The following is a 12,485-nucleotide window of genomic DNA, read 5'->3' on the forward strand; positions in this document are numbered from 1 at the left end:
AGAATCCGGCCAGCTTTATGTGCCCGGCCGCGACACCTCGGTCTCCTTGCTGGTGATGAACTCCAGCAACACGGGAATGCCTTCCTGCGTTTTCTGGATGCCGCGCTTGATCGCGGGGACGATGTCCTCGGGTCTCGTCACCCGCTCGCCATGGCCGCCGAAGGCGCGTGCCATCGCGGCGTAGTCGCCGGAAATGTCGGTCGAGCGATATTTCTCGGTCGAGACCGGCATCACCTTCAATTCGATCGCCATCGAAAAATTGTTCAGCAGGATCGACATGATCGGGATCCGCTCGCGCACCGCGGTCTCGAAATCCATGCCGGTGAAGCCGATCGCCGCGTCGCCCCAGACATTGATGCAGAGCTTGTCGGGCTTTGCGAGTTTTGCGCCCATGGCCAGCCCAAGGCCGTAGCCGAGCTGCGTCGTCTTGCCCCAGCCGAGATAGGTGAGGGGCTCGACCGACCTCCAGAACGGCGACAGCTGGTCGCGCGGGCTGCCGGCGTCGTGGGTGATGATGGTGTTGCCGATATCGACGGTTTGCTGCAAGTCCCACAGCACGCGATACGGGCTCAAGGGCGCATCATTGCTGGTGAGCTTCGGCATCCATTTCGCCAGCCACTCCTCGTGCGAGGCCGCGATCTCGGCCGCCACCGCCGATGCGTCGCGATCCGCGGGGACGGTCTTGCCGATCTCATTCAGCAGCGCGTCGAGCACGAGCCCGGCATCGCCGACCAGGCCGATCCTGGCTTCCACGTCCTTGTTGAGATGGTTCGGATCGAGTGTGGAGTGGATGATGGTTTTGCCTTTAGGCATCGCGACGCCGAAGCTTGTTTCAGTGAAGGAGCAGCCGATGCCGAAAATGACGTCGGCCTCGGCCAGGAACTTCGGCACCGCCCGCGGCACCGCGAGGCCGCCGGAGCCAAGCGAGAGCGGATGCATTTCCGGAAAGGACGATTTGCCCCCAAGGCTGGTGGTGACGGGAATGGCGAGCCGTTCGGCCAACCGCTTTAATTGCGGCCAGGCCTGCGCGTAATGCACGCCCTGGCCGGCATAGATCACCGGACGCTTGGCGTTGACCAGCAGGTCGGCCGCCTCCTTCACATGAACAGGGTCCGCCCCATAGCGGGTGCGCAGCACCGGCGTATAGTTCAGCGGCTCCGGCACCTCTTCGTTCCACATGTCGGCGGGGATCTCGACGATGACGGGCCCGCCGCGGCCGTTCTTCAGCTTGGTGAAAGCGCGGCGAAAAATGTTGGCGACTTCCGCGGCCAGGATGATCGGCTCCGACGATTTCGAAAACGCCTTCATCGCTTCGCTGGAATTGAAGTTCGGCTCGATATGCGAAAGCCTGCGCTGATAGCCCATCGGCAGCACCAGCACGGGAACGGATTCGCCGTAGCATTGCGCGACGCCGCCCATCGCATTCTCCGCACCGGGCCCATGCTGCATGCAGAACGCGCCGATCGAGCGTCCCGATGTCACCCGCGAGATCGCATCCGCCATGTGGATGCCGACGCGCTCCTGCCGCACCATCACCGGCCGAATATCGGCCCTGGCCGCATGCTCGATCAGATGGTTGACCGGATAGCCGCAGAGGATCTCGATCCCCTCGCGCTTCATGATTTCCGCAATCGCGGTGCCGAGCTTCATGGCGTCTCTCTCCCTGGGCAGGCCGGTTGCTCCGGCTGATTAGGGGAGAGAGGATCAGGAAATTGGCGGAGGGTAAAGCACGGCTCCATGCCCCCGCAGGTAGGTCAGCCATGCAAGGCAGCCGCGTCCTTCTGTCAGGTCGATGCTTGACGCAGCTCAAGCCGGCAGGCCGTTGTCGCATGGCATAATGGCCGCGGTGGTGATGATGATGACACATCGCATCTTTCCATGAAATTCCCGGGGACCCGAATGAGCTTCCAGTATCTGTTGTTTGATCGCCGTCGATGCAGGGGCTGACCGCGTCCGAAGTGCAGGCCCGGCTCAAGGCCGAGGGCTTCAACGAGTTGCCTCGGACGGGCCGGCGCACGATCGTGGGCCTCATCCTCGACGTTCTGCGCGAGCCCATGCTGCTGTTGCTGCTGGCGGGCGGGGTGATCTATTTTGTCCTGGGCGATCTCGGCGAGGCCTTGCTGCTCCTCGTCCTTGCGTCGATCTCGATTGTCATCACCATCGTGCAGGAGGCGCGCACCGAACGCCTGCTCGAATCGCTACGGGATCTGACCAGCCCCCGCGCGCTTGTGATCCGCGCGGGCGAACGCATCCGTATTCCCGGCCGGGAGGTCGTTCGCGGCGACCTGATCGTGCTCTCCGAGGGGGACCGCGTGGCGGCCGACGCCCGCGTCGTTCGATGCGACGATCTGCTGCTCGATGAATCGCTGCTGACGGGCGAGTCCGTCCCGGTCCGAAAGCAGGCAAGTCTAGCGCTCCAACAGCCGCGCACGCCGCACGCCGGTGGTGACGACCAGCCGTTTGTGTTCTCCGGCACGCTGGTGGTGCGGGGCAGCGGCGTGGCCGAAGTCCTGTCGACCGGAATCCGGAGCGAGATCGGCAAGATCGGACAATCGCTCAGTGCCCTGGTGACGGAAACGCCACGTCTGCAGCAGCAGACCACGCGCCTCGTGACGATGTTTGCCATTGCCAGCGCCATCGTCATCGCGTTGACCGTACTCCTCTACGGAATCTACCGCGGCGGCTGGCTGGAGGGCGTGCTGGCAGGCATTGCGCTTGGCATGTCGATGCTTCCCGAAGAGTTTCCCGTCGTCCTAACGGTGTTCCTTGCCATGGGCGCCTGGCGCATCTCGCAGGCGCGCGTGTTGACGCGGCGCGCATCGGCGATCGAATCGCTGGGCGCGGCGACCGTGCTCTGCACGGACAAAACGGGCACGTTGACGGAAAACCGCATGACGGTCGCGGGCTTGGTGCTGCCGGATGGCACGCAATACACGCCTGGCGCCGCGGAGCGCCCTGAGCCTGCGTTCGATCCGCTGATCGAGACCGGGGTTCTGGCGTGCGTTCCGGAGCCGTTCGATCCCATGGAGAAAGCGTTGCATTCGCTCAGACCGGGTACGGCGACCGGCCGACGGCTCGTGCAGAGCTACGGGTTGCGTCACGACCTCCTCGTGATGTCGAACCTATGGCGGGGAAGCGGTGACGAATGCGTCGTCGCAGCAAAGGGGGCACCGGAAGCGATCGGCTCGCTGTGCGGAATGAGCGCGGAAGAGCTGTCTGAATTGCGGGCACGTGTCGATGCGCTGGCTCAGGAAGGGCTTCGCGTGCTCGGCGTGGCGCGGGCAACTTGCGCGGAGACGTCTCTTCCCGAGACGCAACGCGGCTTTGCTTTCCGCTTCTGCGGCCTGAGCGGTTTTGCGGATCCACTGCGGCCTGAAGTCGAGGGCGCCGTCGCCGAATGCCGTTCTGCAGGCATCCGTGTCGTCATGATCACCGGAGACTATCCGGCAACCGCGTCTGCGATCGCAACGCGGGCGGGCCTCGATCCCCGGCGCGTCCTGACGGGGGCGGACGTCGAAAGCATGGCCGATGCCGAACTCGCCCGGGCTGCGCGGGAACAAACCGTCTTTGCCCGAATTGCGCCCGCTCAGAAACTGCGCGTCGTCAATGTACTCAAGGGCGCCGGCGAGATCGTCGCCATGACGGGCGACGGCGTCAACGACGCACCCTCGTTGAAGGCCGCCCATATCGGCATTGCCATGGGTGGGCGCGGCACCGACGTGGCGCGCGAAGCGTCTTCGATCGTTCTGCTCGACGACGATTTCGGCTCGATCGTGAAGGCGGTTCGGCTCGGCCGCCGGATCTATGACAATCTTCGCAAGGCGATGAGCTTTATCCTCGCGGTCCATGTTCCGATTGCGGGGCTTGCGCTGTTGCCGCTGCTGACCGGGATGCCGCTGCTGTTCGGGCCGGTCCACATTGCGTTTCTCGAAATGATCATCGATCCCGTCTGCTCACTGGTTTTCGAGGCCGAGACCGAAGAGCGCGACGTGATGCAGCGGCCGCCACGCGCGCCGGACGAGTTGCTGCTGCCAAGGTCCCTGCTGGTCTGGTCGGCGCTGCAGGGCGGTCTTGCGCTGGCCCTGACCGGCGGCGTGATGGCGACGGCGAATGCCTACGGCATGCCGGAGAACGAGGTGCGGGCGTTGACGTTCTTCTCGCTGGTGCTGGTGATCGTGAGCCTGATCTTCGTCAACCGCTCGTTCTCGACATCGCTTGTCGAGGCCTTCACCAGGCCGAACCGGACGCTGGCCGTCATTGTCGTGTTCGTGACCGCCGTGCTTGCCCTGAGCCTCGCGTGGCCGGCCGCAGCGGACCTGTTTCGCTTTGGTCCGCTGCATGCCGACGATCTCGCGATTACGGTGGTGGCGGCGGCGATTTCCCTGGTGTTGCTGGAACTGTCGAAATACCCGCTGCGCCGTCGCTGGCTTGCCCGAGCCTCGTAGCCCGCATGAAAGTCTGCCCTGACAACGGCAGACAAACGTCTATTTGCAGTTCTTGCAGATCGTCAGCTTTCTCTTCAATACGTCGTCTTCCTGATCGACCGATGACTGGCTGGCGCTATCCGGATTGGACCTGGAGCCCTTTGCTGCGCGTGACCTCGCGGGCGGCATCTCCTGACTTGACGTGTCGTTGTCGTCGCTGACGCCTGCGCTGAAGCCATCGTAATCGGCGGCCGGATTAGGCGCGGGCGATGCATTGGGCGGTGCAATTGAAACCGGGGGCCTGATCGAAGTCTGTCCTGTCGCGCCGCCGTGCGGCCATGTGCCGGCAAACATGAGGCCGAGAGCCAAGAGCGTCGCGCTTCTCATTCGCATCCTTCGAACAGCTCTGGTTCATCGATTGGCAGGTTGGCTCATCGAGCCACGCTATGCTGAAGACTAACAGGACTCGCACGACCGTCAAAGCGCCCGGCTATTCGTCCCGCCTATCCATTCTCCTGTAGCGCCCGTCGCAGCCTGCGGATGATGACGCCGCGGGCGCGGTCGTCGGCGGCGGCTGCGACGCGGTCGTTGATGTCGAGCATGAGTTCCGACATCTCGTTGTGCCAGTCGAGACGGGTTACGGCTTCCGGCGCCAGCCGGCGCCGATGGTCGACGTCGAGCACGCGCGGTTCGGGGGTCGAGAGCTCATAGATGTCGTCCAGCATCGGCTGATAAATCTTCGCCGCCGGAAGGATGCGTTCGGCGACGCGCTCGGCAAGACCCGCGATTGCATTCTCTTCGCCATGGATCAGGAACAGTCCGCGCGCGATCGGGCGGCGTGCCGCGATCCAGCGGGCGATGCCGGCGCCGTCGGCATGTCCGGAATATTCGTCGATCATCCGGATCCGCGCCGCGACCCGGATCTCCTCGCCCTGGATTCGTACCGCCTTGGCGCCGTTCTGGAGGAAGCGGCCGAGCGTGCCGTTGGCCTGGAAGCCGGTGAGCAGCACGGTCGCATGCGCGTTCCACAGCCAGTGCTTCAGATGATGGCGGATACGGCCGGCATCGCACATGCCGCTGGCCGCGATGATGATGTGAAAGCCGGAGAGCCGCATGATCGCCTTGCTCTCGGCCACCGTCTCGGTGAACTTGAGATGCGGCGAGTTGAGCAGACGGCTGACGTCGACGGTCTGATCGAGGCTCGTCGCGTTCTGCCGGAATACTTCGGTTGCATGGATCGCGAGCGGCGAATCCAGGAAGATCGGCGCTGCCGGAATCTCGCCGCGCTCCATCAGATCGACGAGGTCGACGATCAGTTCCTGGGTGCGCTCGACCGCGAAGGCAGGGACGAGCAGGGCGCCCCTGGCGGCTGCGGCATCGCGGACCTCGGTCGCAAGATGCTGCCGGCGCTGCTCCGGCGTTGTGACGGCACGCACGCGGTCGCCATAGGTCGACTCGGAAATGACGTAGTCGAGGTCCGACGGCGCCTGCGGATCGGGCTGGAGCAGCTTTGCCTCGGGGCCGACGTCGCCGGAGAGTAGCACGCGCAACGGGCGCGTTGCACCCGCATCGGCAAACTCGAGCTCGATCGAGGCGGACCCGAGCAGATGGCCCGCGTTCCAGTAGCGCGCGCGAACGCCGGATATCACGTCGATCCAGCGTTCATAGTCGACGAGACGAAACGATTGCAGCGTGGTGAGCGCGTCTGCTTGCGTGTAGATCGGCTCGACCTCCTTGCGGCCGCGTGCAGCGTTGCGCCGGTTGAGTTGTGCGACTTCGGACTCCTGGATGTTGCCGGCGTCGGGCAGCATCCAGGAGCAGAGGTCGATCGTGCCGCGCGTCGCCAGGATCGGTCCGCCAAATTCCTCGCGCACGAGCTTTGGCAGCAATCCGCTGTGATCGATATGGGCGTGCGTGAGAAGCACCGCATCGATATCGGCGGGCCGAAAGGGAAAACCGCCGTAGTTGAGCTCCTTGAGCGTCTTCTGCCCCTGGAACAGGCCGCAATCGACCAGGAAGCGGCCGGAGGCAGTCTGGAAAAGGTAGCTCGAGCCGGTCACGGTGCGGGCGGCGCCGCAAAATCGAACGGTGATGCTCATGTCGTCGTCTCCGGCGCAGGTGTCTGGCTCAGTTCGGGCCGCAGCGCAGCCGCGAGAATCTCGGTGAGCGCGATCGCGTTGGTCGGATGCGACACGCTGTCGGTCGAGCGGATGGAGCGGATGCCGGCGTCGCTGAACGCCGCGACCATTTCGGGCGGAAACAGGGCATGCGTCACGATCGCGTCTATGCCGGTCGCACCTGCGGCCTCAAGCGCCTTCGCCGCAACCATCAATGTGGCTCCGGAAGAGATGATGTCGTCGACCAGCAGCGCCGGGCGACCGGAGAGCAGGCCCGGATTGGCAAAGTCGATTTGCACGGAACGATCGCCGTGGCGCATCTTTCGGGCGACCGTATGCTGCAATTGGAGCCGCCGGGCGAGATCACTCACCCATGGCTCGGATTCGGAATCGGGGCCGATCACGACGGTGGCCGGATCGACTCCAGTTTTTGCGAGGGTGTTCGCAATCGCCGGCATAGCGGACAGATTGTCCGCCTCGATGCCGGGAAACATGAGCTCGATCCTGGCCGTGCGGTGCAAATGCGCGTCGACGGTGACGACACGATCGACGATTCCTGTAAGGAGTCGGCCGATGGCGCGCTGGCTGATAGCTTCGCCCGGATGAAAAGCCGCGTCCTGCCGCATGTAACATAGATACGGCGCCACCAGGACCAAACGCTTTGCGCCGGCGCGTCGCAGTGCTTCACAGGCCAGCAGCAGCGCGATCAGCTTCTCGTTGGGCTGGTCCAGTGCGGCGTAGAGGATAACCGTGTCCGCGACCGGGCCGATCGTGATACGCAGTTCGCCGTCGGGGAAATGGTGAAGATCAATTTCCTCACAGGCAAGTCCGAGCTTCGTCGCCACTCGCGCTGCTGCACCCGTGGCCGAGGGCAGGCTCTGGAAGGCGATCGTGCTCACGGCGCCGTCCCGCCTTGAAGGGTATCTCGATCTTTGATGGCGTACCCGGCGTCGGCAGCGGTCGCAGTCGCAGCGAGATCGTACTCCGGCTGGTCGAAGGTGTGGACGCGGTAGAGCGGCTCGCCAAGCTCGACCCGGTCGCCGATCTTCTTGAACAGCCGGATGCCGGCGCCCTTGTCGAGCGGCGCGCCGGCGGTGCGGGCCAGGCGATTGAGCCGCAGGCAGTCGATTGCGGTGACGACGCCGTCGTGCGCGGCCTTGACGTCGAACGAAAGATTGCCGAGCTCGGTACTGCAATTCGATGGGCCCTGGGCATCGATGATCCTCTGCATCTGCTTCAGCGCCGCCCCGCTATCGAGCAGCTCGCGAGCCCGCGCATAACCTGCCCCGCCGCGCAGCTTCGGATCGTGTTCGAGGAGATGGGCGGCGAGGCGCAACGATTTCTCGCGCAGATCTCGCGGGGCATCCGGGTCGTTACCGAGCACGGCCATCACGTCGTTGGCCTCGAGCACCGGCCCGATGCCGTTGCCGATCGGCTGGCGGCCGTCGGTTGTGATCACTTCGATCGTGCGACCGAAACAATCGCCGACGAATTCGAACATTTTTCGCAAGCGCATCGCTTCGACGGCGCTGGTGACCTTCGCCGTCGGTCCGACCGGAATGTCGATCAACAGGTGCGTCGAGCCAGCTGCGATCTTCTTGGACATGATGGAGGCAACCATCTGCTCGCGGGTGTCGAGACTGAGCGGGCGTTCGACCGAGATCAGGATGTCGTCGGCGGGCGACAGATTCACGTGCCCGCCCCAGATCAGGCATCCATTGCAGGTCGCAACGATCGTCTTCATCTCCTCGACCCCGACATTGACCCGCGCCAGCACCTCCATCGTGTCGGCGGTGCCCGCCGGCGAGGTGATGGCGCGGGAGGACGTTTTGGGAATCGGCAGGCCGTGCGCGGCGACGATGGGTACCACGACCATCGAGGTGCGATTGCCGGGGATGCCGCCGATGCAATGCTTGTCGACCACGATCGGGGCCGGCCACACCAGTTGCGTGCCGGCCTCGGCCATCGCACCGGTAAGAGAGAGGAGCTCGTCACTGGTGATGAAGCTCGCCGAACCGATCAGGAATGCGGCGATTTCCATGTCGGAGTAGCGGTAATGTGCGAGATCATCGATGATCGCGCCGATTTCCGCCCGACTCAACGTTCGTCCGCGAATTTTGGCGCGCACCGCCTCCAGGCTCTCCGGAGGGGAGGCGGGCGTGACCGTGACCAGCGTGCCGGCGGCTTGCGCGAAACGCCGGAACGCGGGCTCGGAGAGGCCGATCTCGTCGGGGGCGGCCAGCGCGTCGTCGTCAGTGATCAGGAGCGTCGCGAGCAGCACCTTGCCGTCGAGACGAAGCTCGACCCGACTGAACCCGCGAAAGATGTCCGCACGCAGCGCCTTCGACCGCCTGGAAATGACGACGACGTTCTCGCGGCCGGTATCGAGATGGACACGGCGGATCTTGAGTTGGGGACGTGAGGGATCTGGATGCATGAAGGGGCCGGCAGGAAGGTTGGGCCTCCATGCTTACCCGCCACTGGCTCCATGCAATTGACCCAGATCACGTCCGACGTCCTGGCCCGGCATGGCGCTCGGGTCGCCTTGCGGTGACGAGCAGCAGGCGGGCTGCGGACTGCGACCTCCAACGCACGTCAGGAATATGGTTGATAAACAGTAACCGTCCGCCGCGCGCTCCCCAGCGGCCGCGAACGTCAAAGAGGAATTTAACGCTTGCGCCCTAACTTGCGCTCGCCATGAGTGACCAGGCCGTCCACAGCGAGGTACATCCGTTTTCGGCGCGTGCGGCGCTTCCCTGGCTGGTGAGCCTTGGCGTGTATGCCCTGCTGCTGATCCTTGGACCGCGGCTGCTCAATGATCCCGACAGCTATTCCCACATCGAGGTTGGGCGCTGGATTATCGCGCACGGCACGCTGCCGGCGAGCGACCCATTTTCCTTTTCGAGGTACGGCGCCCCCTGGATCACCTTCGAATGGCTCTCGGAGATCATCTACGCCGGAGCCTACGCGCTTGCCGGCTGGCAGGGCGTCCTGGTCGTCGCCGCCGCGGCGATAGCGCTCGCCTTTGGCCTGTTCACCTTCTTCCTGCTGCGCGAGCTTTCGCCGACCCAGACGCTGCTCATGGTGATCGCGGCCGTCATCCTGTTGGCCCCGCATATGCTGGCGCGGCCACATGTGCTGGTGCTGCCGCTGATGGTGACCTGGGCGGCTGCCCTGGTGCGCTGCATGGATCGTGGAGGGCCTCCACCGTACTGGGCCCTCCCGCTGCTGGTCCTGTGGGCCAATCTGCACGGCAGTGTGGTGCTGGCGCTTGGGCTGATCGGCCCTGCGGGGCTCGAAGCGCTGCTGCGCGAGAAGCGCAGCGAATGGCCACGGGTATTCCTGCGGTGGCTGCCGTTCACCGCGCTCGCGGTCGCAGCGTCCTGCCTGACGCCCTACGGGCCGGAACCGCTGCTGATGCCGCTGACCACACTCGGTCTCGGCCCCGCGCTCGGTTGGATCGCGGAATGGCGGCCGCAGGATTTCAGCCACATAGGTTTCTTCGAGCTGCTGCTGCTGGGCGGCATATTGGCGCTCTCGCGTGGCGTGACGCTGCCGGTCGTGCGGGCCCTGGTCGTGATCGGCTTGCTGCATTTCGCGCTGGCCCAGATCCGCAATGCGGATCTGCTGGCCATGCTGGCGCCGCTCTATCTGGCGGCTCCGCTGGGGCGGATGTTCGGCGGACCGATTGGGGAAGATGCTGCCGGCTCGTCGCGCGGCCTGAACCTAGCCACGCTCGGCGTGTTGATCGTGGTGAGCGGGGCGGCACTGGCGCGTGATCTACGGCCGGCCACGGCCATTACCCCTCAGGCTGCCATCGCTGAAGCCAAACTCGCCACGGCGGGGCACGTGCTCAACGATTATTCCTTCGGCGGCTATCTGATCTTTGCCGGCATTCCAACCTTCATCGACGGTCGCGGTGAACTGTACGGGGGAGCGTTCATCAACCGCTACAATCGTGCCCTGGCGCTGGTCGACCTCGGCGACTTTCTCGAGTTGCTCGACGAATATAAGATCGGCGCGACCCTGCTTGCGCCGGGGACGCCGGCGATAGCGATGCTGGACCGGCTGCCCCAATGGCAGCGCGTCTACAGCGACGACGTGGCGGTCGTGCACAAGCGGCGAGATCTGCCGCAAAGATAGATCAAGCGGTCCCGAAGGCTGCGTATTGGCCGCCGAGCGGCACGCCGCTCAGGGTCGCTTCGAGGCGCCGCGACGGTTTGGTGTTCCAGGGCAGCAGCAGGAAATGGCGCGCACCGATTTCGCGCAAGCCGCCGGCAGCCATCAATTTTCGGGTTGTGCCGGCACCGAGCAAGACGGCGTCCCGATCGAACTCACAACGCGCGACGGCAAGGCGGGTCAGCGGGTTGTACGGATTGTGCTCGATGACGCAGACGAGTCCCCCGGGGCGCGTCACGCGCCGCATCTCGGCGATGAATTGCGCCCATTCGGCCGGCACGACGTGGTGCATCACGCAGACGGCCGTGACCAGATCGAAGCTGGCATCATCGAAAGGAAAAGTGCGACCGTCAAACTCACGGTAGTCGACCCTGCCGTTGTCAGCGCGTGCCTGCGCCAGGCTGGCCGACGAAACGTCGATACCGCTCAAGCGGCCGACCATACCGTGCAGCAGGGGATGAAGGCTGCCGACGCCGCAGCCGACGTCCAGCATGTCCGGCCTCTCCGTGTCAAGCCGCTGCGCGATTAGATTGCCCAGGAGATCGGCCTTGGCGCGCATGAAGAAGTGATGCGGCAAGCCGGAGAAGTCGATCGAGGATTGGACCACGTCACGATAGTTGCCGTGGTAACCGTCGAAGAGTTCGGTCATGCGCTGGGTCACTGGTTGACGGCGTGGATCGCGGGTGCGGCCGCCGCCTCGTTGCGGTCGAAGCCGGCGCGGGTCTGCACCACGTAGAGCGGGCGACGTTTCACCTCGGCATGGATACGGCCGACGTAAAGCCCCACGATGCCCGTCATCAGCATGTTCATTCCACACAGCAGGGACACGACGACGATCGTCGAGGACCAGCCGGTGACGAGATGACTGTCGTTGCTGAGCCACAACAGGATCACCCAACCGCCGTAGAGCAGTGCGACTCCCGAGACCGTCAATCCGCACCAGATTGCGAGCCGCAAGGGCAGATCGGAAAAGCCGAGCGCGGCATTCATGGCGAGCCGCACCATCTTGAACAGCGGATATTTGGTCTCGCCCGCTGCACGCTCGAGGCGGTGGAAGGTGACCTCGGCCTGCCGGAAGCCGAGCCATGCGATCATGCCGCGTACGAAGCGGTCCTGCTCCGGCATCTGCCGAAGGGCGTCGAGCACCTTGCGATCGATCAGGCGGAAGTCGCCGACATCGGCGGGAATGCCGACCGAGGACATCCTGCCGAGAAGCCGGTAGAACAGATGCGCGGTGGCGCGCTTGAATCGGCTTTCGCCGTCGCGCGACAGGCGGCGGGCGTGGACGATGTCGTTGCCTTCCTGCCATTTTGCGATCAATTGCTCGATCACTTCGGGCGGATCCTGCAAATCGGCATCCATGACGATGATCGCTTCACCTTGCGCTGCGTCCATGCCGGCGGTGATGGCGATCTGATGGCCGAAATTCCGCGACAAGCCGATATAGCGAAAGCGCGGGTCGCGCGTGGCGAGCGCCTCTAGCACGATCGAGCTGGAATCACTGCTGCCGTCGTCGACGAAGATTGCTTCCGCCGGCCCGTCGAGCCGGGACAAGACCAGGTCGAGCCTGCGCAGCAGCACCGGCAACACGGCTTCCTCGTTGAACACGGGGATGACGAGGCTGTAGCGGATCGACTGGATATTGGCCGCCATGCGAGAGATTCCAACTCGTTGCAGGAGCGGAAGTCTATGCCGGCGGTGGTTAAGGTCGCCTTGCCACAACCATTAAGGATATGGGGCACCGGGGGTGGCTTGCATTGAGTGG

The 12,485-nt window shown here is 64.5% G+C and carries 9 protein-coding genes; 2 read left to right on the forward strand and 7 right to left on the reverse strand.

Going from position 1 to position 12,485, the window contains the following annotated elements:
- Positions 1-15 precede the first annotated feature (15 nt).
- Positions 16-1,671 carry a thiamine pyrophosphate-requiring protein gene (locus AC0L21_RS18005; protein ID WP_473263236.1) on the reverse strand — a complete coding sequence of 552 codons (1,656 nt, stop codon included), beginning with the start codon at positions 1,669-1,671 and terminating at the stop codon, positions 16-18.
- A gap of 263 nt (positions 1,672-1,934) precedes the next feature.
- On the opposite strand from AC0L21_RS18005, the gene AC0L21_RS18010 reads away from it, so the two are divergent.
- The gene (locus AC0L21_RS18010) at positions 1,935-4,445 is read left to right on the forward strand and encodes a cation-translocating P-type ATPase (protein WP_473263159.1); all 2,511 of its coding nucleotides are present in this window, start codon (positions 1,935-1,937) and stop codon (positions 4,443-4,445) included.
- Positions 4,446-4,484: 39 nt separating this feature from the next.
- On the opposite strand, the gene AC0L21_RS18015 is transcribed toward AC0L21_RS18010, so the two are convergent.
- From AC0L21_RS18015 to AC0L21_RS18030, 4 genes are all read right to left on the reverse strand, one after another.
- A complete protein-coding gene (locus tag AC0L21_RS18015) occupies positions 4,485-4,811 on the reverse strand; it encodes a hypothetical protein (protein ID WP_473263160.1) in 327 nt (108 codons plus the stop codon).
- A 116-nt stretch (positions 4,812-4,927) separates the two neighbouring features.
- Positions 4,928-6,523, reverse strand: a complete 1,596-nt coding sequence (locus AC0L21_RS18020) for an MBL fold metallo-hydrolase RNA specificity domain-containing protein (RefSeq protein ID WP_473263161.1) — start codon at positions 6,521-6,523, stop codon at positions 4,928-4,930.
- Entirely contained in the window at positions 6,520-7,440 is a 921-nt protein-coding gene (locus AC0L21_RS18025) for a ribose-phosphate diphosphokinase (protein ID WP_473263162.1), read from the reverse strand. Before AC0L21_RS18025 ends, AC0L21_RS18020 begins: the two co-directional genes overlap by 4 nt.
- Positions 7,437-8,978, reverse strand: a complete 1,542-nt coding sequence (locus tag AC0L21_RS18030) for a thymidine phosphorylase family protein (protein ID WP_473263166.1) — start codon at positions 8,976-8,978, stop codon at positions 7,437-7,439. Before AC0L21_RS18030 ends, AC0L21_RS18025 begins: the two co-directional genes overlap by 4 nt.
- A gap of 260 nt (positions 8,979-9,238) precedes the next feature.
- On the opposite strand from AC0L21_RS18030, the gene AC0L21_RS18035 reads away from it, so the two are divergent.
- Positions 9,239-10,684 (forward strand): hypothetical protein, encoded by a 1,446-nt coding sequence (locus AC0L21_RS18035; protein WP_473263167.1) that lies wholly within the window; start codon positions 9,239-9,241, stop codon positions 10,682-10,684.
- A 1-nt stretch (position 10,685) separates the two neighbouring features.
- On the opposite strand, the gene AC0L21_RS18040 is transcribed toward AC0L21_RS18035, so the two are convergent.
- A complete protein-coding gene (locus AC0L21_RS18040) occupies positions 10,686-11,369 on the reverse strand; it encodes a class I SAM-dependent methyltransferase (RefSeq protein WP_473263168.1) in 684 nt (227 codons plus the stop codon).
- An 8-nt stretch (positions 11,370-11,377) separates the two neighbouring features.
- Positions 11,378-12,373, reverse strand: coding sequence for a glycosyltransferase family 2 protein (locus AC0L21_RS18045; RefSeq protein ID WP_473263169.1), 996 nt, complete (start codon positions 12,371-12,373; stop codon positions 11,378-11,380).
- Between the last annotated feature and the right edge of the window lie 112 nt (positions 12,374-12,485).

The organism is Bradyrhizobium sp. WSM4873 (assembly GCF_055811355.1).